Here is a 24,599-nt window from a genome sequence, read left to right as displayed (position 1 = left end):
AACATGCAGGGACAAGCTTGAGCCGGAATCTAATCATTCCAAGCATGTAGATTCCCGCTAAAAGCATGCGGGAATGACAGAATGGGTGCTTTTCGTTCAGACACTAAATAATTGTTTTTGGCAAATAGTCTTATCTCCTATAAGCTTTCTCCCCATTGAGAGATCATTTCTTCAAGCTGAGTAATATTCTGTTGAGAAGGTGGCCGATCGCTCTTTTTACCTACAGAAATGGCTCTTTCCGCTATCTGAATTGCCTCTTTTTTCTCTCCTTTTTTAGCCAATATTTCGGCTTTCGTACGCAGGTTACGAAAATTTTCATTGGTTGCAATTGACTTATTTATCCACATTTCAGATTCTTCCGGTAATATGTCATTTAGCATACAATATGTGGCGCAACGGAGAGCTGTAGCCCAATCGTTTGATTCCAGGTTTGCCATGGCAGCTCGCATATTCCAAATAGCCTTTTTATGTGTGTCCACTGAAATGTTGAATGGAACTACTATTTTATCCCAACTAAATTTTACTTCAGTAGTACTTTCTGTAACATTGTTGAAGCTGAAACTTAGACGCTCTTTACCTTCATCAACAAAGTGCGGAATCACAGTTACCCTAAGCGCATCTTCGTTTTCGTTATAATTGAATGCCCCCCATTGATTGGCCTCTTTATTAAAAATGATTGTCCATTCTTTTTCGCCAGGGATAGTAAATAGAGCATAGGTTCCTGCAGATAGTTTATGACCATTAATAGCAACTTCATCTTGAAATGAAATCGTTGTTGCCTCGTTTGCACCTGTTCTCCATACCTTGCCATATGGTTCTAATCCTCCCCAAATGACTCTATTTCTCACAGCCGGGCTGGAATATGTTATTTTGACTTCCGTTAATCCTATTGTCTGTATTACGCTGGCCTTGGGGCTTAATCTGGGAAGTTCTTGTGCAAATACGTTGTTAAAAACATGGGTTACACAAACGATGAATAAAGGTATGATTAGTAATTTCCGAACCATAGACCCTCCATTAATTTATATGATTAAAGTCACTAATTTTTGATAATAGTAGATAAATATAAGTTAAAGCTCCAAAAATACAAGATTTTTTGTATGATAACTTTAATGATAAATTGGATTCCGGAATTAAATAGTAGTTGCGATTAATCACAGAGAAAATTATTTTACTCAGAAAAAAGAGGGCAATTAATATGAGCGAAAAACTGAATCATTATATTGAGCAATCCGTTGCATTTTTTAACCGATACAAAAAATATGCACCACTCATCCTTTTTTTTGGTGGTTTCGCCTGGGATAGTGTGACACTCACGCGAATAGATCGTGTCTTTGACAATGTGATCTTATTTCTCTATTTTCTTCTAGCCGGAATTTTTATCTTATTATCTTCTCTGCATGATAAGAACCGAATAAAAAAAACCATTCTTTTAAAATATAGCAACTATTATTCTCATGCACTGCAATTTACTCTTGGTGCTTTGTTCAGTGCCTACGTTGTTTTTTATTTCAAAAGCGCAGCACTGACTAAAAATTGGCTATTCTTTGGAATATTGGTTCTGCTATTAGTGGCAAACGAATTCCTGGAAAATCGCTTGACCAACCTCTATCTGGTCTTTTCACTCTACTTTTTAGCCGCTTTTTCATTCTTGATTTTTTTCATCCCTGTGGTAACAAAAAAAATGACAGTGTTTACATTTTTAGCAGGGGGAGTCCTTAGTTTTTTGTATATTGTTGGATTTATTTACCTTCTATATCGTAAGGCATTCGTTATCACCAAGCGAGATGCAAAACTAATTTGTTTGCCAGTGGGGACGTTATTTTTATTGCTTAACCTGTTTTATTATCTCAATTGGATTCCCCCGGTTCCGTTATCGTTAAAATCGGGAGCAATATATCGTCATGTAAAAAAAATCGATAATCAATATGAAATTAGTTATGAAAAACCAAAATGGTTCAAATTTTGGAAAAAATCTGATAACCCCTTCCATTATGCAGAAGGTGATACTGTCTTTTGTTTTACGTCAATATTTGCACCAACACAATTAAAAAAGAATATGATTCACCACTGGCAAAAATATTTCCCGAATAGGGAGGAATGGGTTACAACGGATAGAATTAGCTATGTAATCACTGGGGGTAGAGAGGGTGGTTTTCGTGGTTTAACTTACAAAGTAAATGTTTCCCCGGGAAAATGGAGGATTGATGTCGAAACAGAACAACAGCAAATGTTGGGGCGAATCGGCTTTGAGATAGAACCTGTTAAAGAAAAAATATCAGATTTAAAAGTCATTATGAAATGATTTACTTTATGCAAATAGTATTGGTTCCCAACAAACTTTGATAGGATTGATTGGGGAATAAATAATATCTAAAAAACTCTAAATTTTAAAGGCAATAAAAGATTTTTCAAGTTATATTGAACCACCGAAAACATTTGAGTGTATAATTGACTAAAAACTAAAATATAAGAGGTTATTCTAGTATAAAAAATTGTTACTTGTTGTTTGAGTCGCGTATAACGCAATCAAAATCATGAAAAAATTTACCCTTCTTTTAATTATTTTATCACTGAGTACATACTCGATCGCTCAAGTTACAGTTGAGATAGCTAGCCAACCAAAGCAACTAACTCCCGAAGACGAATATTTTATGAGACCGACTTGGTCATCCAATGGCCAATTTCTCGCTTTCACCACCCAAAACTATCATGGTATTTGGGTTATGGCATTGGCCACCGGGAACGTTACTAAATTAGTAGAAAAAGAAGGTTCCGGGTATAAATTTGCATGGTCGCCGGATGGGTTGTATATAGTCTACAGAGCTCGAAATTCGGAAAATAAAAAAACAAAACATAGTATTGAGCTGGTTCAAATCCATACTAAGGAAGTTGAGATTATCGAAAAACCTTCTAAACGGGTAGGTAATCCTCAATGGGGTCATAATAATTCTTCATTATTTTACACGATAAACCATAAACTAAAACAATATACTACCGGAATTTTTACCGAATCTGCACTAAAAAAACCGCTACCTGGTTCGGATAGGTACCTTGCTTTTTTGGAAAATCAAAAACTTCAACTTGCACCACTAAAAGATACATTGGATCATCGGATTCACCTTCCTTCGGAAAACGTGATCAATCCTTCACTATCGCCGGATAGCCGTAAAATCATGTATGAAGTATACGGTGGTGATTTAACGATTTTTGATTTGTTTACAGGCAAAAGTAATTCTTTTGGTAATGGGTATCGAGCGGTTTGGTCTCCTGATGGAAATTGGATTAGTTATATGGTTACCGAAGATGACGGCCATACTTATTTGTCTTCAGACATTGTTATTGCTAATGTCGATGGGAAAAATGTTATGAAAATAACTAAAACAAATGATTTGTTGGAAATGAATCCCGCATGGTCACCCGACGGTTTATCCTTGGCTTTTGATGAACATAAGACTGGAATTATTTATGAAATTGATCTCAACCTATAAACTTCAATGGAGAGGATAAAGTTAATTGTTATTTCGAAAAATTAGCTTTCTTTTATTAGTTCTTTCTATTTGCATCCCTCAAGGATTAATCCAGTCCCAGGATCTTTCGGGCATTAGTATAGCTATTGATGCTGGTCATGGAATGAATAGCGTCAATGAAGGCCCGAGCGGATTAAAAGAGTATGACATCAATATGCGAGTCGCTCGATTTCTTGAAGATTATTTGTATTCCGTAAACATCGATACCGTTATTATGACCCAGCTGGAAAATAGACCTGAACCAGGGTTGTCAGCTAGGGAAGATCTTGCCAATAGCAATGGAGTGGATTGGTTTCATTCCATTCATCACAATGCTTTTGACGGGCAAACACGGTATACAGTAGATATATTTCAGGAAATTATTGGACAAAATAAAGCTAAATGGACTGAAGCGGTTGAAATGAGCGGTTTGATTTCTGAAGAATTGTTTAAAGCATTACGAACTTCAAATTGGTTTATTCGCAGTGATTATGACATTCGAGGATTCAACTTTGGAGTATTAAATGATTTACTCATGCCTGGAGAGATAAGCGAAGCAACATTTTTTGATCATAATCAAGAGGAAAGAAAACTAAGGAATCCTGATTTTTTAAAACTTGAAGCCCTGGCAATTTTTCAGGCAATTCTTGCTTATTTTGAAGTTGATCCTCTTGAAGTTGCACCTATTACCGGAATCATTCGAGACGCTGATACTCAAAAACCAATGAATAATGTTTCCGTTCAGATTTTAAACTCAAATTATAATTATTCTACAGATAATTACGGGAACGGCATTTATGCATTTCACGATTTGCCAGAGGGGCAATATATCTTTGAAGTGACAGCAACGGGATATCAACCTCGTGTTGATTCAATTGGAATCAAATCCCATGAGTTTAACTTTTTAGATTTTTATTTACTCCCAAATATTTTACCATTAATTGAGAATTCTTCACCCAGTCAAGGTGATTCACTTTTTTCGCCATACGAATGGATCGAGATTCGATTTACCCGGCAGATGGATTCTCAAAGTGTTGCTTCAGCCATTCTAGTTCAGCCGGACTTTCCAATGGAATTACGTTGGTTTGATCAAAATAGCAAGCTGAGGATTATACCCCAAGTTATATTGAGCTTTAATGAAGTTTATACAATCCAAATTGATACAACTGCAATGGATTATGAGGGTAATCCAATCGACGGCCAGGGTGATGGAAGCCAAGTAAGGCCATATGTTTTAAATTTTAAAACTGCTCCAATTGATTTATCAAAACCTCAGATTCTATCAACATCCCCAATCAATCTAGAGGACGAAATTGTTGTCACAGATTTAGTCCATATTGGTTTAAATAAACCACTTGATCAATCGACTTTAACCAAAGAAAATGTAGTTTTGTTGGATCAAAATCAAAATAGAATCGATGCGACATTTCATCAAGCTGCAATAAATGGTAATTACAGTTTATCAATCATTCCTGACAATCCTTTTAATGAAGCAGAACGGTATACGGTAACTTTAAGGAAATCCTTAAGTGATTCAGATGGCGTTGGAATGGATCAACATTACCAATTTCTCTTTAAAACAGATGAAACAATTCGAGATTATGCTTTGATAGATGACTTTAATTTAGGATTGGATCAATGGTTTAATCCCACAAGTAGCGAGAGATCTTTTGGATTTGTTGAAGATCAAACAATAGTTTTCAGCTCAACTAACAAAGCTTTCAGAGATAGTATAGGGGTCATGCAAATTGACTATGAAATAACAGACAATGGCATATTGGATTTTACTTTTCAAGGGCAAAAAACAGTATTGTATCCGGAAGATATTGTTGGAATGTATGTTTTTGGCAATGGTTCTAATGATTTAATTCGATTCTATTTTAACGATCCTTCGGATGGTCTGGAATCAGGAGATTGGCAAGCAATCGATTGGGTTGGATGGAAATTGGTTTCATTCCAAGTTGATAAGGATCAATTATTTGATTATGAAAATGGAAACGGAATTGTAGAAGATTATTTGGAATTTGCCGGATTTCAAATTTCAGGTAATGGCCAGGGAACTTTGTTTATTGAAAATGTCCATCTATTGCATATACCAAGAATTACAGCAGTAGAAGAAAGTGTAGATGATGAAGAGAAAATCATTCCTGAAACACAAATGCTTGTCCAGGGATATCCAAATCCGTTTTCCAGAAGCGCTAATCATTCGGGAATATCAATCAACTATGAAATACCCTCTTACCTTGATAATGCTAAAATAAACCTTTCAATTTACAATACACTCGGCCAACAAATCCTGGAATTGGTTAATGATATTAAAATGCCGGGGTCTTATGAAATATTTTGGAATGTTCTTGATGAAACAGGTCAAATTCTGCCTGCTGGTATTTATTTTTATAGATTGCAAGTAAATGAAATGGCTACAACACAACGTCTTGTGATATTAAATTAACAACTATCCAGCCAAACCGCCCTCCATTTCAAATATAAATTAGCTACCTAATGGATTTACAAATCCGCAAAAAATTCATGTTTTTTGTCATATTGTTATAGACTCTGCAATATTGACACGCTACCGGTTTTGATAAATAGTTAAGTTGTAACACTTGTAACAATTTGATATTAATAGAGTTATGACATGATATTGTTTTAGTCTTTTTTTTGGCACGCCTATTGCACTTCCAAAAAATAAAAAGTGAAATCAAATAAATAAATAAAATAAATAGAAGGAGATAAATCATGACACTAGTAAGATGGCGACCGAGTAGAGATCTACTGAATATAAACAGCGATTTTGACCGCTTAGTCAGTGATTTTTTTGGCAACAGTCTAGGCAGAAGATATAATGGATCGGAAAGAACCATTTATCCAAGCATTGATCTTTCGGAATCCGACAAAGAATTTGTCGTGAAAGCGGAGTTGCCAGGAGTTGACAAGGACAATGTTAAGATTTCTTTGCAGGAAAATATCTTAACTTTGCATGGTGAAAAGAACCAGGAAATAGAAGAGAAGAACGAAAATTATCGTCTCAATGAAAGAGTTTATGGCGTATTTGAGCGTTCGATTCGACTTCCCAATTCTGTTGATGCCAAGAAGATTAAGGCAAAATTTAAGGATGGAATATTAAGCATTAACTTGCCAAAATCGGCAGAAGCAAAGCTTAAAGAGATCCCTATTTCAGTCAATTAATCATAAATGATAAAGGGTGGCGATTTTATCGCCACCCTATTTTTTTTCAATCAATCGAAAAAAATTAGGTATAGTTGCAAATATTTTTAAAGAGATACATCAATGACTAAAGTTGATATTGAGTTTGATAATTCAAATAAAACCGTAGAAAATACACCAAGTAACAATAGTAACCATCAGAATTCTGAAAGATCTGAATATTTAGAGTTACTTCAAAGGACAAAAGCGGAGTTCGATAATTTTAAAAAAAGAACGGAAAAAGAAAAACTAGAATTATCGGAATTCGTTGAAGGAAATTTAATTTCAAAAATTCTCCCGGTATTGGATGATTTTGAAAGAATGTTGCAATCTGAAATTCAAGATATGCCGCAATTAGAGGGTTGTCGCTTAATTTACAAAAATCTTAATTCAATTTTTACTGCACTTGGATTAAATGAGTTTGGAAAAATAGGTGATTCATTCGATCCAAACATGCATGAAGCAATCGCAGTTAAAAAAGGAGAAGATGAGTTCGATAACAAAATAATGTCAATCATAGAAAAAGGCTATATATTTAAAAATAGAATACTTAGGTATGCTAAAGTTGAAGTTGGAGCAGCACAGTAAAGCAAAGGTAACATAACAATGTCTAACAAGGATTATTACAATATTTTAGGAATCAAAGAAAATGCTTCTTCGGATGAAATTAAAAAAGCCTATAGAAAACTAGCAAAAAAATATCATCCGGATTCTCATCCTGGTGATAAAACTGCAGAATCTCACTTTAAAGAAATTGCTGAAGCTTATGATGTTTTGTCAGATGCTAAAAAAAGAAAGCAATATAATCAATATCGTAAATATGGCGGTACTTTCCCCGGGGGTGAATTTAGCAATTCTCAATATGAATGGAACACTTCAAATGGCCGAGGCTTTGATTTTGGGAGTAGTTTCGGTGATATTTTTTCCAATTTATTTGGTCAAAATGGCGGTAGTGCCAGGCGAAGCAAGGAAAGCAAAAGTCAGGATATTTTTGCTGATTTACAAGTTCCTTTTAAAATAACTGCTTATGGCGGTAAACAAACATTTAGCATACAGGCTAACGGAGTAAATAAAACTCTCTCAGTGAATATTAATCCGGGAATAGAGAACAAAGATCAAATTCGCTTAACAGGCCAGGGCTCCAGGGGAATCGGAGGCAAGCCTGGTGATTTGATTTTAACGGTTTATATAACACCGGCAGTTAATTTTAAGAGAGAAGGATTAGATATTATTAACATCGTAGAATTAAATTTAGCTCAAGCATTACTTGGAACAAAACTTAAAGTTCAAACATTAGAAGGCAGAACGGTGCAAGTATCAATTCCTGAAGGAAGCCAGAATGGACAAAGACTTCGTCTTAAAGGACTAGGTATTAAAACTCGGGATCATAAATCCGGAGATTATTTTTTGGAATTTAAAATTAATTTGCCTGCAAAACTTAATAAAGATCAAAAAGAACTAATTGAAGAATTTGCTCGTAAGAGTAATCTTAATTTTTAGAAAGGAAGCTATCATGTTAAAGAAGAGAAAATTTGGATTGGGTCTGTCTTTTATATTCGTAATTGGACTTATAGTTGGAATAATCCTAACCTCTCAATTGAACACCACAACCCCATTAAACGCAACAACTGCAAATCCTGAAATTAAATCAATCCTTGATCAGAATTCTGAACTAACATCTCAACAGGACGATTTTATTTCACAATTAAACGGAATTTTTACGCGAGCAGCAAAAAAAATAAAACCGTCGGTTGTAACTATATTCAGCAAAAAAACCATAAAAACTCGAGGCTATACAAATCCCTATGATCTTTTTGAGGAATTTTTTCGCGGACGACGAAGGCAACAACCCAATGAACAAGAATTTGTCCGAAGAGGAATGGGTTCTGGCGTTATCATTGATGCTGATGGTCTGATCTTAACAAACAACCATGTTGTGCAGGATGCCGATGATATCAGTGTCAAAACAACCGACGGGAAAATTTATGATGCTGAAATCATTGGGACAGATCCAAACACAGATTTAGCAGTGATAAAAATTGATGTCACAGGTTTACCCGCAGCTAGTTTAGGTGATTCTGATCAACTTGAAGTAGGTGAGTGGGTTTTAGCTGTCGGCAATCCTTTTTCTGAAGTATTGCATCAAACAGTTACAAAAGGAATCGTGAGTGCAATAGGGCGTCAAGGTTTAAATTTAGCTGCATATGAAGATTTTATTCAAACAGATGCTCCCATAAATCCAGGAAATAGTGGAGGGGCTTTGGTTAACTTGTATGGTGAATTAATAGGAATAAATACTGCAATAATAGCTCCAAATGGGACTTTTGCGGGCATCGGTTTTGCTATTCCTGTAAACCTGGCTAGAAGAATCATGAAGGATCTTATTGATAAAGGTAGAGTAATTCGAGGATATTTGGGGGTGGAAATTCAACCTGTAAATGCAGATCTTGCTAAGGCATTAAACCTGAAAAATACAAAGGGTGCACTTATTTCGAGTGTTGAAAAAGATAGTCCGGCAGACGACGCAGGGTTTAAAGCATCGGACGTTATTTTAAAACTTAACGGTGTTGAAATTCGTGATGATGACCATCTCAGATTTGTAGTTGCGGACGTTCAACCTGGGAAAAGAGTTCAGACAATCATTAATCGTAATGGGAAAGAAAAGACACTCTCGATTGTTATAGGTGAACGGTTAGAACCGGGACAAGAGTCCACTCCTTCAGTCTCATCAACAATTAAAGGAAAATTGGATATAGAAGTTAGCAATTTAACTTCTGAATTATCTGGACAATACGGTTATACCGAGAACAGTGGCGTGTTGATTACTCATGTTGGGACGAAAATTCAAAGCCAACGAAAAGATTTGCGCGTAGGAGATTTAATCAAAGAAGTAAATCGAAAGAAAGTCGCGATTGTTTCGGAATTTTATGAAATAATCAAAAATCTTGAAAAGGGAGATAGAGTATTATTTCTTGCCCAAAGAGGTGCGAATAATTTTTTTGAAGCATTAGAAATCAATGAAGATTAAGTTACTCTCAGTTAGCTTAAAATTTTAATTAATCCGATAGTATCAAATTATGATCTCCCATAGGAAAGGCAACATTCTTATAATTCCATTCTTCATCGTGCTTGGATTGATGAGCATGGGTAATTATGTCTTTTCTCAGACAAGCAGAACAATGAATTATAATTTCCAGGTAAAACAATTTCCTACCGAAAACCAAGATAGCTCTTTAGTTCGATTTTACATAGCAGTCTCTTTTGGTTCTTTGGTATTTGTTCATGGAGATTCAGGATTTGTCGCGGCATTTAATTTTAATCTATTTATACAAGATAACGAAAAAAACCTTATTTACGAAAACCCATGGCGAGAGAAAGTCCTTGCGCGTAGTTATAGGCAGACCAGCAATGATTCTATAACAATTCAGCTTAAAGACCAGGTAACCCTAAAGTCGGGAAAGTATAAGATTATCGTAGAAGCGATAGATGAAAACGTTGGGCTTTCAAGGTATAGAGAACTCGAACTTATAGTAAGAGATGGTACTGGTGAAGTATTAGCTCTGGGGGAAATCTTAAATGTTTATGAAATGGTCGATAAAGATTTTGCTTTTGATGAGTTACACCCAATCCCGAACAATACAATTCGTAATAAATTTAGCCTGGTCAGTGAAGCATTTGTAGTTGAACAAAATATTCATTGGACTGGGGAAGTTATTTGGATAGAGAATAATGAAGAAATTCGTAGGGATGATTTGAATTTATTTCATGTCGGTAGAAAATTAAAATTGTTTCGTTCTTATTCTATTGAAGATACACCACTGGGTCATTTTTCAGTTTTTTTTCGGTTAAAAGGAAATGACTTTACTTTGAAGACTTTACCAATTGAGCTTGAAATATTTAAATTGGTTGCCTTTATGGACGAAGAAAATTTGGATAAAGCTGTTGAACAACTTCAATATATAGGAAGTGGGGCAATTTATGATTCTTTAACATCAGCCAGAACGATCGAACAAAAACAACACTGGTTCGGTCAATTTTGGAATACTAATTACCCTTCCAATGATTCCCTTCAAAATCCTATTAAAGAAGAGTTTTATCGAAGAATTAGGTATTCTAATAGGGCTTTTGGATCTGGGTTTGAGGGTTGGAAAACAGATCGAGGCCGTACTTATATAGTTTATGGTCCACCGGATGAAATTGATAGAAGGACAAATGAACGTATGTGGCACTATGAAATTTGGGCTTACACTTCGTTAAGGAAACAATTCATTTTTGTCGATGAATATGGTACTGGAAATTACCGTTTGTATCAAGAGTACTAAACTGGACCTTGATATTTTAAAATAAAAATAAAAAATAAATATCTTTTGGTATCGGAGGTTGCAATTTATGCCTACTTATGAATATCGTTGTACTGTTTGTGAAAATAAATTTGAAGTCTTTCAATCGATAAAAGATGATCCGATTGATTTATGTCCGGAGTGCGGAGGAAAGGCAAAGAAACTCTTAAGTGCTGGAATTGGATTAATTTTTAAAGGAAGTGGATTTTACATCACGGACTATAAAAATAATGGCAACAAATCTGACAAAGAAGAAAAAATGAAAAAAGAGAAAAAAAAGGAAACGGCTAGTTCCGGGAAAGAGGATAGTTCTCAGTCCAAATCTGTAGAAAAATCAAAAAATAAATAATAATATTGGTGGATTAAGTAAACTTCCGGTTCTTTCGTCCGGGAATATAATTTCAATCTGTAGAAATAATATCTGTCACATAGTCTAGCTCTTCTGACAATAAGACCTTTAATTCTGTCATAATTTCAAAATACTCCTTTTAGCAGTATTTTTATAATTGTGCATAACTCTTTGATAAATAAGAACTAATATCAATAAACAAAACTTGGCACAGTGCTTGCCTGCCTAAGTAGAAAATATATTTATTTAGTTGGAGGTTCAAAATGTCAGTTGGTCATATGTTAAGGGCGCAGAATACCAATATTTACCAGGTTCAAAAAGGAGTTTTCCCTGCAATCGATGTTTCTGAATCTGACAATTCATTATTATTTCGAGCTGAGTTGCCAGGATTTGATAAGAATGATTTGGAAGTAGTCTATGAAAAGGATAGGCTCATTCTTAAAGGTAATCGCAAACTGGAAATGAACTCTATGAAAGTTCATCTGAAAGAACGTTTTCAAGGGAAATTTGAACGTCAGTTTGTTGTTTCTGAGGAGCTCAATCCGTCGGAATTTAAAGCCAGTTACAAGGATGGTATTTTGAGTGTATCGATTCCTAAAAAAGAGGAATTGAAGTTTTTGGATATCCCGGTTAACTAAACTAATTAATTAATAGTCAAGATAAAATTTATTAACGGAGGTAATTTAAATGGGTAAAATTATTGGAATCGATTTAGGGACAACAAATTCATGCGTGGCGGTGATGGTCGGAGGTGAGCCGGTCGTTATCCAAAATTCTGAAGGGGTAAGGACTACTCCATCTATGGTGGGATTTCTGAAGAATGGTGAGAGGGTTGTTGGGCAACCTGCCAAGAGGCAGGCAATAACAAATCCGCAAAAAACAATTTATTCCATCAAGCGATTCATGGGTAGACGAAATAATGAAGTAACTGAAGAGATTAAGCAAGTGCCTTATAAGATTAAAAAGGGACGTGGGAATGTAGCCGTTGTTGATATTGATGGAAAAGACTATACACCCCAAGAAATTTCTGCGATGGTTCTGCAAAAGATGAAGCAAACTGCTGAGGAATATTTAGGCGAAAAAGTAACAGAAGCTGTGATAACCGTTCCAGCCTACTTTAACGATAGCCAACGCACAGCTACAAAAGAAGCTGGTGAGGTTGCAGGGTTACAGGTGAAACGAATAATTAATGAACCCACAGCAGCTGCCCTGGCATATGGATTAGACAAGAAACATGATGAAATAATTGCAGTTTATGATCTGGGTGGAGGGACTTTTGATATTTCAATCCTGGAATTAGGCGATGGTGTATTTGAAGTGAAAGCAACAAGTGGTGATACTCATTTGGGTGGTGATGATTTTGATAAAAGAGTGATAGACTGGATGGTTGATGAATTCAAAAAACAAGAAGGTGTAGACTTAAGCAAAGATCCTATGGCATTGCAGCGGTTAAAAGAAGCTGCTGAAAAGGCTAAAGTCGAGTTGTCTAGTACTGCTCAAACAGATATTAATTTACCCTTTGTAACTGCTACCGAATCCGGCCCAAAACATTTAACAGTCACTCTTTCTCGTGCTAAATTCGAACAACTTTGTGAAGATTTATTCATACGATCCATTGAGCCTTGTAAAACTGCACTAAAAGATACCGGCTTATCGGTCAATGATATCGATGAAGTTATAATCGTTGGTGGATCAACACGGATTCCGAAAATTCAAGAGTTAGTAAAGGACTTTTTTAAGAAAGAACCCAACCGAAGTGTAAACCCGGATGAAGTTGTGGCAATAGGTGCTGCAATTCAAGGTGGTGTGCTTTCAGGTGAAGTTAAAGATGTTCTATTGCTTGACGTTACTCCATTATCGCTTGGTATTGAGACTTTAGGTGGTGTGTTCACCAAACTGATTGAAAAAAATACAACAGTTCCCACAAAGAAGACTGAAATTTTCTCTACTGCTGCGGATAACCAGACTTCTGTCGAAATCCATGTATTGCAAGGTGAACGTGAAATGGCGACTTATAATAAATCTCTTGGCAAATTTCACTTAGACGGGCTCCCGCCTTCACTGCGTGGAGTGCCTCAAGTTGAAGTGATCTTTGATATCGATGCAAACGGAATTTTACATGTGAAAGCAATTGACAAAGCAACCAATAAAGAGCAGTCAATTCGGATTGAAGCTTCCTCAGGATTATCTGATGCGGAAATTGAAAAAATGGTGAAAGACGCAGAACAACATGCAGACGAAGATAAGAAACGTAAAGAAATAGTTGATACTAAAAATCAGGCGGATCACCTGGTGTATACAACTGAAAAGAGTTTAAAAGAAAATGAAGATAAAATATCAGACGATGATAAGAAGTCAATCGAATCTGCAATCGAAAAACTGAAGGAAGCAAATAAAGGTGAAAATGTTGAAGATATAAAAGCAGAGATAGAAGCGGTAAACCAGGCCTGGGCTCCGGTTGCTCAGAAGCTTTATGACGAGGCTTCAACTTCTCAGGCTCAAGCTGAACCGAAACCAGGTAATGGCGAAACCCAAACAAGTAAAGATGGCAAGGAAAAAGTTGAAGATGCGGATTATGAAGTAATTGACGATCAAGATAAGTAAAGAGAAAAAAACGAGGAATCTAATAAGTACGGCGAGTTGGAAAATATATTCCTCTCGCCGTTTTTTATTTTCAGTTATAATTATTATAACCTTAAAATATTCTTTGGAGATTAGGAATTAGGATTATAACAAATGACATTTGATAAAATGACAATAAAAGTACAAGAGGCGTTGAAAAAAGCACAGGAAATTACTTCGGAATATAATCAGCAAAAAGTAGATGTAGAACATCTTCTCTTTGCAATGTTGACTGATCCGGATGGAGTTCCAGTTTCAGTTTTAAATAAAATTGGAATTAATGCTCAAGTGATTCAATCTCAGGTTTCTGAAAGGATCGAAAAAATTCCCAAAGTGTATGGCGAGGTTTCTCAATTATATATGGATCAGAGACTCAATAAATTAATTGATAAAGGATTTAAAGAAGCAAAAAATATGAAAGATGAGTATGTGAGTCTTGAACACCTGCTTATCGTAATGACCGAGGATGATGGGGAAACCGGTCAAATTCTTCGAAGTAATGGGATAACGCGAGATAAGTTGTATAGTGTCCTGAAATCAATTCGGGGCAGCCAACGGGTGACAGACCAAAACCCGGAAGCAAAATATCAAGCGTTGGAGCGTTATGGACAAAATTTAACTAATTTGGCAGAACAGGGAAAGTTGGATCCGGTAATCGGAAGAGATGAAGAAGTTCGACGAGTTTTACAAGTATTGTCTCGCAGGACCAAAAACAACCCGGTATTGATTGGAGAACCGGGTGTTGGGAAAACTGCAATTGCTGAAGGATTGGCTCAAAGAATTGTTAGCGGCGATGTCCCTGAGAATTTAAAAAACAAACAAATCGTCACATTAGACCTCGGTTCATTAATCGCCGGCTCTAAATATCGAGGTGAATTTGAAGATAGATTAAAAGCGGTGCTCAAAGAAATCGAGGAGTCTGATGGCAAAATTATCCTATTTATTGATGAGTTGCATACTCTGGTTGGGGCAGGGGCTGCAGAAGGGGCTATGGATGCATCAAACATGCTTAAACCCGTATTGGCGCGAGGAGAGTTACGTTGTATCGGTGCAACTACTATAGATGAATATAGAAAATATATCGAAAAAGATGCAGCGCTGGAACGCCGTTTCCAGCAGGTTTTGGTAAATGAACCGTCAGTATCGGAAACCATTTCAATTTTACGCGGACTCAAAGAGAAGTATGAAGTTCATCATGGGGTTCGGATGACTGATTCAGCCATCATTGCAGCGGCAACTCTATCGCACCGCTATATTAGTGATCGATTTTTGCCGGATAAGGCTATCGATTTAATAGACGAAGCAGCTGCAAAACTGCGGATTGAAATTGATAGTATGCCAGATGAGCTTGACGAAGTAGAGCGAAAAATAAAACAATTGGAAATAGAACGGGAAGCTGTAAAACGAGATAAAGATGATGCCGCCAGAAATCGTTTAAACAAAATTCAAAAAGAATTGTCTGACTTGAATGAGCAAAGAAGGGAACTTCGATCACATTGGACTTTGGAAAAGAATTCCATTCAAACCATTAGATCCGTGAAGGAAGAATTGGAGAAAACTAAAACTTTAATGGCCCAGGCGGAAAGAGATGGCGATTTAAGTCGAGCTGCTGAATTGAAGTATGGTAGGACAATAGACCTGCAAAAGAAGCTTGAATCAGAGAATAAAAATCTCCAGAATATTCAGAAAAATTTCAAAATGCTTAAAGAAGAAGTAGATGAGGAAGATATTGCAGACGTTGTATATAAATGGACCGGAATACCTGTTAGCCGGATGCTTGAATCGGAGCGTGAAAAACTCTTAACTATGGAGAAACGCTTAAAGCAAAGATTAATTGGTCAAGAAGAAGCTGTCCAGGCAATTTCGGATGCAATTCGAAGGTCTCGCGCTGGTTTACAAGATGACAATAGACCCATTGGATCATTCATTTTCTTAGGGTCAACGGGTGTTGGTAAAACCGAATTAGCCAGGGCGTTGGCTGAATTTTTATTCGATGATGAACATGCGATGATCCGGATTGATATGTCCGAATATATGGAAAGACATTCGGTTGCCAGGCTTATTGGAGCGCCCCCGGGCTATGTCGGCTACGATGAAGGAGGGCAGTTGACCGAAGCAGTTAGACGCAGGCCATATTCAGTAGTTTTGTTGGATGAGATTGAAAAAGCACATCCAGATGTGTCTAATATTTTACTCCAGGTTCTGGATGAAGGACGATTAACGGATAATAAAGGTCATACAGTCAATTTTAAAAATGTGATTGTGATCATGACTTCCAATTTAGGGGCTACCATGATCCTGGAAAAATCATTGTTGATTACTGAAAAGAATCGGGAGCAAATCTACCAGGAAATCAAATATGAAGCGATTGATTTATTAAAACGGTCAATGCGGCCGGAGTTTCTGAATCGCATTGACGAAACAATCGTCTTTCGTCCACTTGATCATGAACATATTGCTGAAATTGTGAAATTACAATTTCAATTAGTTGCAAAAAAAGCACATGAGAATGGAATCATTTTATCCATTGCAGACGATGCAATTCAACTACTAACTGAAGTTGGCTATGACCCCGCATTTGGAGCCAGGCCAATTAAAAGAGAAATGCAAAGATTGCTCACCAATAAACTTGCAAAAGAATTACTGGTTGGAAGTTTTGTTTCCGGAGATTTAATCAAAGTAATTCGCAGGGGAAATTCTCTTGAATTTAGAAAGAAAACGAAATAAATTATATAGTTTATTTTTAATATTTTGTAATATAATTAATGTGAGTAGATTCTGGGAGAGTTGAAGTTATGAGTTTTAATAGAATGAAAATCCTAACATTTATGCTTGTTCTTTTTTTATTTGGTTGTAGTGAAAAGATATCCGAGAAAGAATATTTTGATCGCGCACAACTTTTGGAACAGAACGAAGAATACGATGAAGCGATTGAGACCTATCTGAGCATTTATAAAAAATTTCCTGGCGGAGAATTAGGGGACGAATCTTTATTCAGATCCGCCATCATTCAGGCAAACATTTTAAGACATCATGAGGATGCGATTAAAACCCATGACCGTCTGTTGCGGGCTTTCCCGGAAAGTAATTATGCTCATCAATCTTTTTTTATGAAAGGATTTATTTACGCGAACGACATTAAAGATTTTGAAAAGGCAAAAAATATTTATAAAGAATTTCTCGAAAAATATCCAAATAGTGAGCTGGCAACCTCTGTTGAATGGGAGATTAATAACCTTGGCAAGGATATTAATGAAATTGAATTTTTAGGGGCTGATAAAGTCGATAGCAATACGGTTAGAACTCAATAAAATAATAAATTTGGAAATAATTAGGTCAATCCTTTGATGGATTTCTATTGAAGTGATTGGCCTTTTTTATGGCAAATGGTTAGTTGAATTCGAAGCAATTATTCATCGATGAAGCAATTTGGAGATTGAATCGTGCAGAAGAAAAGCATTTTTTTCTTTGTTATTATTCCTGCATTAGTTGCACTAAATGCTCAAATGATTATTGCGCAATCCTCAGTGGATTCGTTAAATACAAGAATTGAAATCTTGGCGAAAATTGAAAAAACAAAAGTTCCATTAAATCGCACTATTCAGTTGTATATTACATTATCTTGGATGGGCGGACCAGATAGATATTCAATTATAAGTTTTGATAATCCTGTATTGACGAATTTTGATATTGTGGGAACGTCTACTGTAAACCGATCGGATGTAATTAATCAGCAAGCCTATGTTTTTAAAGATTATGTCTATACTCTCCAACCCCGCGATTTAGGGATGGCATACGTGGAGGGTGTGATTGTAAAATACAGAGATTCTGTTTTGGAACGTGATGAGAACATGGTCACGCAAAGGATTCCGATAGAAGTCATTGATCCACTTCCGGAGCCTGTATCTTCTAATCCTATTTGGATTTATGCATTGATTATTATTGTGATTTTAGGTTTTGTAATAGGTTTTTATTTTTGGTTCAAACGACGACGGGAGGCAAAGGAGGAATTAGAAATTGAACCTCCTCCACCTCTCGAAGAAGTATATTTAAATTTGTTGCGAGAACAAATTAAACTGGATCTCCCCAATTTAACGGAAGATTTTGCATCATTATCAAAGTTGATAAGGCGCTACTTAACCGAACGGTTTAAGATTCAAGCCTTGGAAGGGACAACAGATCAACTGCTTCAGGATTTACATGAGAGTGATATGGAGGAACACCAGGTAAGAAGTCTCAAAGAGGTTCTAACAAGATGTGATGAAATTAAATTTTCAGCCATTGAAGGAACTACCGAAGAGTTAAATCGTTTTTATACCCTGTTTGAAGGAATACTACAATATTTTTTGCAACAAAAAGAGACAACAGAGGCGGATAATCTTACAGAAAAAAAAGAAAAATGACCAATTTTAAACGTCTACTATTATGGAATACCAAAAAATAACGATTCGAAAAGCAGGCCCAGTTTTGCTTCACAAGGATATTCAAGAGATTAATGAGATGATTCAAAAAGAAAGTGAATTTATTGAGAAGATACTTGGTGAATTCAACAAAATTATTATTGGTCAAAAATATATGGTTGAACGTTTATTGATAGGCTTATTAAGCAATGGCCACATTTTACTTGAAGGCGTGCCAGGCCTGGCCAAAACACTTGCCGTTCGTGTATTAGCCGGTACAATAAAAGCTAAATTTCAGAGATTGCAATTTACTCCTGATTTACTCCCTGCTGATTTAATCGGAACGATGATCTTTGACCAGCGCAGTGGAGAATTTTCTACCAAAAAAGGTCCGATATTTGCAAATATCATATTAGCGGATGAAATTAATAGATCGCCTGCTAAAGTTCAAAGTGCACTTCTTGAAGCTATGATGGAACATCAGGTAACCATCGGAAATAATACTTTTAAGCTGGATGAGCCATTTTTAGTACTCGCAACACAAAATCCAATCGAACAAGAGGGAACTTATCCATTACCGGAAGCACAAATTGATCGATTTATGTTAAAGCTTTCCATCGGTTATCCAAATAAAGAAGAGGAATTGGAAATCATGCGACTCAATTCAGGAGATGGATTGCCGGAACCAAAACCCGTCGTTAGTATAAAAGAGATCATTCAAGCCCGAAAAGTTGTATCTCAAGTCTATATTGACGAAAAAATTGAACGCTACATCATCGATATTGTCTTTGCTACTCGAAATCCCTCGGATTACCAGCTCGCCGATATGAACGATCTGATTGCTTTTGGCGCCTCACCACGTGCTTCAATTGCTTTGGCTGCTGCCAGCAAAGCACATGCATTTTTGAGGCGAAGAGGATACGTAACTCCTGAAGATGTCCGAGCAATTGGCATGGATGTATTGAGGCATCGTGTTATTCCAACGTACGAAGCCGAAGCAGAAGAAGTGAGCTCCGAGGACATTGTTCGGAGAGTATTAAATCATATTGAAGTACCTTAATAGTGGCAGAGATTCGTAAAAGCGACGAACCTAATTTTATATGAGAAACTTCAAGTTTCGTGAAAGTTTATTCAAAAAAATAATATGATTCCAAAAGAAATACTTAAAAAAGTTAAACGCATCGAAATTACAACCCGTGGGTTGGTAAACGATGTATTTTCCGGACAATACCATTCGGTGTTCAAAGGAAGAGGGATGGACTTTACCGAAGTACGTGAATACACTCTAGGTGATGACATCCGTGTAATTGACTGGAACGTATCGGCACGAATGGGTCATCCTTTTGTTAAAGTATTTGAAGAAGAGCGTGAATTAACGGTCATTTTAATGGTTGATGTCAGCTCATCCGGGAATTTTGGCACTTTTGAACAAATGAAAGGTGAAATTGCAATTGAAATTTGTGCACTGCTGGCTTTTTCTGCAATCAAAAATAATGACAAAGTCGGTTTGATAATATTTACAGATGGAGTCGAAAAATTTGTAGCGCCTAAAAAAGGCCAAAGTCATGTGCTTCGCGTGCTAAGAGAATTATTATTTCACAAACCCCGAAGTACAAAAACCGATATCGCCGGAGCCCTGGAATTTTTAAACCACATAGCAAAAAGAAGAAGTGTTGTTTTTTTGGTTTCAGATTTTATATCAGAGGATTATAAAAAAGCGCTACAAATAGCGAATAAACGTCATGATGTAGTTGCAATCACAATCACTGATCCAAGAGAGACGGAATTGCCCGCGGTTGGATTTATTGAATTCGAAGATGCTGAAACTGGTGAAATTTTCATGGTTGATACTAACAGTTCCGATATCCGTACCGGTTTTGTTCAGAAAGCAAATGCTCTTAAAATTGAACGTGAAAAATTATTTAAATCAATGAATATTGATCATATTGATATTTTTACACATCAAGCTTACGCGGAGCCTTTAATGCGGTTTTTTCGCATGCGAGCGAAACGGTTCAGATAGTTATTTAACGATGAAAGAAAAAAGCAATTCTAAAAACCAAGAATAGGAATATAAATAACAATGCCATTGCGCAATTTGATTTTTGTTTTCTCGTTGGGAGTTTTGACGGGTTGTAGTTCCAGTTCCCAGCCGGATTTCAGTGCTGAAAAAATACGAGAATTTGCCAATGAACTTTATAATCGACAGCTGTTTGAGCAAGCAGTCGATCAATATCGGTTTTATCTCGAAAACTACAATCTGGAGCCAAAAGAACAAGCGAATATTACCTATCAAATAGCTAATATTTATTTTGATCGTATGCGTGATTATAAAAATTCACTTGCACATTTTTTGAAAATCAAAACTTTATATCCGGAAAGCCCACTTATTTCGAAAGTGAACAAAAAAGTCATCGCCTGTTTAGAGAGATTACAAAGACCCGCCGATGCTCAACAAGCGTTGAAGGAAAGCACATCGTTTGAAGGACAGACCCAAAAAAGTCGCCCAGGAGAAGTCATCGCTAAGATTGGCAATCGAGATATCACATTGGGAGACCTGGATTTTGAAATCAGTAAATTGCCACCTGAACTCCGGTCACAATATATCAGGATTGATAATAAAATTGAATTTCTTCGCAGATATCTGGCAACAGAATTATTGTATGATTCTGCCAAACGACAGGGACTCGACAATGATAGTCAAGTTTTGGAAAACGTTTTTCAAGCAAAAAAAACCTTTATGGTAACAAAGCTGTTGGATGAAGAAATCAGTAAAAAAGTAAAAATCACCGAAGATGATGTTAAACTATATTATGATGCACATAAAGATGATTTTGCGGAAAAAGATGAAGATGGAAATGTTAAACGGATGTTGTCCTTCGAAGAAGCGGGTCAACAAGCAGCACAAAAATTAGCTTTTGAGCGACAAGAAAAAGCATATAATGAATTGATTTCCTCGTTATTTCAAGCTGAAAAAGTCGTAATTTATGATGACCTGATAAAATAAACTGGTAGATTGATGACGTTTGGTTACAAAAAAATATACTCAACTTTAATTCTCATTTATTTATTTAATTTCTATTTTGCTTCCGATGGATTTGGTCAGGGAAACATTTCGCTGTCTGCGAGTGTTGATAAAACGACAATAACCATTGGGGATATCATAACCTATTCAGTATCTGTTACCCGAGATGAGGATGTATCTGTTGAACTTCCAAGCCTGGGTGGAAACCTGGGACAATTCGAAATTCGTGATTATAACATTCATGAACCTGAAAAAAAAGATGGCAAAATCATTGACCGGGTTGATTATACAATTTCAACCTTTGAAGTTGGCGAATTTGAGATACCACCTGTTGGTGTCAGGTATTTTATCCCACCGGACTCAACTGAACAAACCCTCAAAACGGAAGTCATTAATATTACGGTAGAAAGCGTTAAGCCCAGCGAAGAAGGCGATATCAAAGATATTAAACCACCCTGGGAAATCCTATTCAATTGGGGGCCCATTATTATTGGCGGATCGATCGCATTAATTGTGATTCTCCTTATAATCGGTTTGATTATTTATTTACGGAAGCGGAAAAAAGGTGAATCATTTTTACCGAAAAAAATTGAAATACCCAGGCCTCCCCATGAAATCGCTTATGAAGAACTTAAATCATTACAAAATTCGGATGTTCTTGAACAGGGTCAAATTAAGCTTTATTATTCGGAAATATCGGAAATTATTCGGAAATATATCGAAGGACGATTTCAAATTATCGCACTTGAGCTTACCACTATGGAATTGATGATTGAACTTAATACTTCGGATTTATCTTCCGAACATGCATCGCTTTTTGAAATGTTTTTTACCGATTGCGACTTGGTTAAATTCGCAAAGTTTATTCCGGCTGATGAAGAAAATAATGAAATTATGAAGTCAGCCATTCGTATTGTAGATGAGACCAAATGGGTAGATGAGCTAGGTTTGGAGCTACCAGAAAAAACGACGGAAGATGAAGTGAAAGTGGTTGACTTAGATCAGATGAAAAATGAAGAGAATCAACAACCTGAAGTTGCAATTGTTACGGAAGAAGAGCCTCCGTCAGATTTGAATAAGGAAAATAATTAGATGTTGTATCGATTAGCCGATCCGTATTTTTTATTATTATTACTGCTTTTGCCGGTATTGCTCTTTTTGCATTTCAAACGGCGTTCTCCACAAACTGTAACTTTGCAATATTCCAATTTAAATATCATTAAGTCTGCCGGCAAATCTCGATGGTATTTTTATAGGCATATCTTATTCGGTCTTCGGCTGTTGGCGATGGGACTAATCATTATTGCGTTGGCGAGACCCCAATCCGGCAGCAAAGAAGAGGAAATTACAACCGAAGGGATCGATATTATTTTGGCTTTGGATATTTCCAGTTCTATGCTGGCGGAAGACTTTAAGCCCAAAAATAGATTAGAAGTTGCCAAACTTGTCGCGCAGGATTTCGTAAAAGGTCGAACAAGCGATAGAATCGGTATGGTGGTTTTTGCCGGAGAAAGTTATACGCAATGTCCGCTAACGTTAGACTATGGTGTCTTGTTAAACTTTATAAGAGATGTAAAAATAGGTTTGGTTGAAGATGGCACTGCAATCGGAATGGCTATTGCAAATGCCGTTAACCGCCTTCGTGATAGTAAATCTAAGAGCAAAGTGATTATTCTCTTAACCGATGGCCGTAACAATTCCGGCGAATTACACCCTTTATCGGCTGCACAAATTGCCAAAGCGTTGGACGTAAAGATTTACACCATTGGCGCAGGAAGCAAAGGTACTGCCTTGTACCCTATTGTAGATCCCGTGTTTGGGAAAAGATATCAACGCTTACCAGTTGAAATTGATGAGGACCTTTTGCAAAAGATAGCATCTATGACAGGTGGGAAATATTTCAGGGCTATAGATAAAAGTTCTCTTGAGAAAATTTTTGATGAGATTGGTCAATTAGAAAAAACCAAAATTGAAGTTAAAGAATACACTCGTTATCGCGAATTGTTTTCAATTTTTCTTTCTTTGGGATTGATTTTGTTTGGGTTGGAAATGTTATTATCAAATACAAAATTCAAGAAAATACCATAAGATTTCAGGATTACAATGTTTCGATTTGCAAGCGAACAATATTTATATACTCTTTTTTTTGTACCGGTTCTGTTCCTGTTTTTTATTTGGGTCCAAAAATCAAAAATGAAAGCCCTTGAACGTTTTGGCAATATAAAATTAATGGAAAAATTGATGCTGTCAAAAAGTCCAAAACGACAAAATTGGAAAAAAGCGCTTTTGATTCTATCACTATTCTTCTTTCTTGTTGCCCTTGCCCGGCCTCAAATTGGTACAAAACTGGAAGAAATAAAGCGCAAGGGAGTTGACATTTTTGTTGCGATTGACGTATCCAAATCGATGTTGGCGGAGGACATTAAACCCAACCGGTTGACCAAAGCAAAGCATGAAGTAGCAACACTTATACGTCAACTGCGAGGTGATCGTATTGGATTAATTGTGTTTGCCGGGGAAGCATTTGTACAATGTCCGCTTACTTTAGATTATGGCGCGCTAAAAATATTCCTGGATATTATTGAACCGGGCTTAATTCCAAAGCCTGGTACCGCTATAGGCAAAGCAATAGAAAAATCAATTGAATCATTTGTAGTGACGGAAAGAAAACATAAAGTATTGATTCTCATTACAGATGGAGAAGATACTGTAAAGGATCCTATGAAAGCTGCAGAGATTGCAGAAAAAGAAGGCATCGTAATCTATACAGTAGGAATCGGCTCCACGCAAGGAGTTCCGATCCCTGAATTTGATGGATATGGGAAGCAAGTGGGATTTAAGAAAGACAAAAAAGGAAATGTAGTTACTTCTAAATTGGATCCATTCACTCTCGAAAAAATTGCACTTCAAACGAATGGTAAATATTATAATGCTACACCCGCAGAAATGGAACTTTCCAAAATCTATGAAGATATAGATAAAATGGATAAAAAAGAATTATCGTCACGAATCTTTTTACAGTACGAAGATCGATTTCAATACTTCTTAGTCATCGGCCTATTCTTGTTATTGGCCGATCTATTTATTCCGGAACGGAAAAAAGTAAAAACCGAATGGAGAGGAAGGTTTGAGTAAACTTATTAGACC

Annotated in this window: 21 protein-coding genes; 20 read left to right on the top strand and 1 reads right to left on the bottom strand. The window is 36.3% G+C overall.

All coding sequences use genetic code 11. The annotated features are described in order from the left end of the window. Positions 1-137: 137 nt before the first annotated feature. Positions 138-1,007 carry a DUF2911 domain-containing protein gene (locus IIC38_07620; GenBank protein ID MCH8125813.1) on the bottom strand — a complete coding sequence of 290 codons (870 nt, stop codon included), beginning with the start codon at positions 1,005-1,007 and terminating at the stop codon, positions 138-140. A 191-nt stretch (positions 1,008-1,198) separates the two neighbouring features. On the opposite strand from IIC38_07620, the gene IIC38_07615 reads away from it, so the two are divergent. From IIC38_07615 to IIC38_07520, 20 genes are all read left to right on the top strand, one after another. Beyond that, entirely contained in the window at positions 1,199-2,305 is a 1,107-nt protein-coding gene (locus tag IIC38_07615) for a DUF2914 domain-containing protein (GenBank protein MCH8125812.1), read from the top strand. A 232-nt stretch (positions 2,306-2,537) separates the two neighbouring features. Further along, positions 2,538-3,491, top strand: coding sequence for a PD40 domain-containing protein (locus IIC38_07610; GenBank protein ID MCH8125811.1), 954 nt, complete (start codon positions 2,538-2,540; stop codon positions 3,489-3,491). A gap of 25 nt (positions 3,492-3,516) precedes the next feature. Then, a complete protein-coding gene (locus tag IIC38_07605; protein MCH8125810.1) occupies positions 3,517-5,961 on the top strand; it encodes an N-acetylmuramoyl-L-alanine amidase in 2,445 nt (814 codons plus the stop codon). Between the two features lie 287 nt (positions 5,962-6,248). Beyond that, positions 6,249-6,698 (top strand): Hsp20/alpha crystallin family protein, encoded by a 450-nt coding sequence (locus IIC38_07600; protein MCH8125809.1) that lies wholly within the window; start codon positions 6,249-6,251, stop codon positions 6,696-6,698. Positions 6,699-6,800: 102 nt separating this feature from the next. Further along, positions 6,801-7,304, top strand: coding sequence for a nucleotide exchange factor GrpE (locus IIC38_07595; GenBank protein ID MCH8125808.1), 504 nt, complete (start codon positions 6,801-6,803; stop codon positions 7,302-7,304). 18 nt (positions 7,305-7,322) lie between these two features. Next, the gene (locus IIC38_07590) at positions 7,323-8,216 is read left to right on the top strand and encodes a DnaJ domain-containing protein (protein ID MCH8125807.1); all 894 of its coding nucleotides are present in this window, start codon (positions 7,323-7,325) and stop codon (positions 8,214-8,216) included. Positions 8,217-8,229: 13 nt separating this feature from the next. Further along, positions 8,230-9,744, top strand: a complete 1,515-nt coding sequence (locus IIC38_07585; protein ID MCH8125806.1) for a DegQ family serine endoprotease — start codon at positions 8,230-8,232, stop codon at positions 9,742-9,744. 886 nt (positions 9,745-10,630) lie between these two features. After that, complete coding sequence (locus IIC38_07580) at positions 10,631-11,038, top strand: GWxTD domain-containing protein (protein MCH8125805.1); 408 nt, start codon at positions 10,631-10,633, stop codon at positions 11,036-11,038. Between the two features lie 67 nt (positions 11,039-11,105). Then, entirely contained in the window at positions 11,106-11,405 is a 300-nt protein-coding gene (locus IIC38_07575; GenBank protein MCH8125804.1) for a zinc ribbon domain-containing protein, read from the top strand. A 263-nt stretch (positions 11,406-11,668) separates the two neighbouring features. Beyond that, a complete protein-coding gene (locus tag IIC38_07570; protein MCH8125803.1) occupies positions 11,669-12,043 on the top strand; it encodes an Hsp20/alpha crystallin family protein in 375 nt (124 codons plus the stop codon). Between the two features lie 49 nt (positions 12,044-12,092). Beyond that, positions 12,093-14,009 (top strand): molecular chaperone DnaK, encoded by a 1,917-nt coding sequence (gene dnaK / locus IIC38_07565; GenBank protein MCH8125802.1) that lies wholly within the window; start codon positions 12,093-12,095, stop codon positions 14,007-14,009. A 132-nt stretch (positions 14,010-14,141) separates the two neighbouring features. After that, positions 14,142-16,754 carry an ATP-dependent chaperone ClpB gene (gene clpB, locus IIC38_07560; protein ID MCH8125801.1) on the top strand — a complete coding sequence of 871 codons (2,613 nt, stop codon included), beginning with the start codon at positions 14,142-14,144 and terminating at the stop codon, positions 16,752-16,754. Positions 16,755-16,822: 68 nt separating this feature from the next. Beyond that, a complete protein-coding gene (locus IIC38_07555; protein MCH8125800.1) occupies positions 16,823-17,338 on the top strand; it encodes a tetratricopeptide repeat protein in 516 nt (171 codons plus the stop codon). 132 nt (positions 17,339-17,470) lie between these two features. Further along, positions 17,471-18,430: a hypothetical protein gene (locus tag IIC38_07550; GenBank protein MCH8125799.1), complete on the top strand. Its 960-nt coding sequence runs from the start codon at positions 17,471-17,473 to the stop codon at positions 18,428-18,430. A 22-nt stretch (positions 18,431-18,452) separates the two neighbouring features. Continuing rightward, the gene (locus IIC38_07545; GenBank protein MCH8125798.1) at positions 18,453-19,487 is read left to right on the top strand and encodes an AAA family ATPase; all 1,035 of its coding nucleotides are present in this window, start codon (positions 18,453-18,455) and stop codon (positions 19,485-19,487) included. An 84-nt stretch (positions 19,488-19,571) separates the two neighbouring features. Continuing rightward, positions 19,572-20,450, top strand: coding sequence for a DUF58 domain-containing protein (locus IIC38_07540; protein MCH8125797.1), 879 nt, complete (start codon positions 19,572-19,574; stop codon positions 20,448-20,450). A 60-nt stretch (positions 20,451-20,510) separates the two neighbouring features. Continuing rightward, positions 20,511-21,434 carry a hypothetical protein gene (locus tag IIC38_07535; protein ID MCH8125796.1) on the top strand — a complete coding sequence of 308 codons (924 nt, stop codon included), beginning with the start codon at positions 20,511-20,513 and terminating at the stop codon, positions 21,432-21,434. A gap of 12 nt (positions 21,435-21,446) precedes the next feature. Beyond that, on the top strand, positions 21,447-22,544 hold the full coding sequence (locus IIC38_07530; protein MCH8125795.1) for a hypothetical protein: 1,098 nt from the start codon (positions 21,447-21,449) through the stop codon (positions 22,542-22,544). Continuing rightward, the gene (locus tag IIC38_07525; GenBank protein MCH8125794.1) at positions 22,545-23,540 is read left to right on the top strand and encodes a VWA domain-containing protein; all 996 of its coding nucleotides are present in this window, start codon (positions 22,545-22,547) and stop codon (positions 23,538-23,540) included. 15 nt (positions 23,541-23,555) lie between these two features. Next, on the top strand, positions 23,556-24,587 hold the full coding sequence (locus tag IIC38_07520) for a VWA domain-containing protein (GenBank protein ID MCH8125793.1): 1,032 nt from the start codon (positions 23,556-23,558) through the stop codon (positions 24,585-24,587). The last annotated feature ends 12 nt before the right edge of the window (positions 24,588-24,599 follow it).

The organism is candidate division KSB1 bacterium (genome assembly GCA_022566355.1).
GTDB lineage: Bacteria > Zhuqueibacterota > JdFR-76 > JdFR-76 > DREG01 > JADFJB01.
The sequence above is the reverse complement of the archived record's forward strand: the minus strand, read 5'-3'. Positions and strand labels throughout refer to the sequence as shown.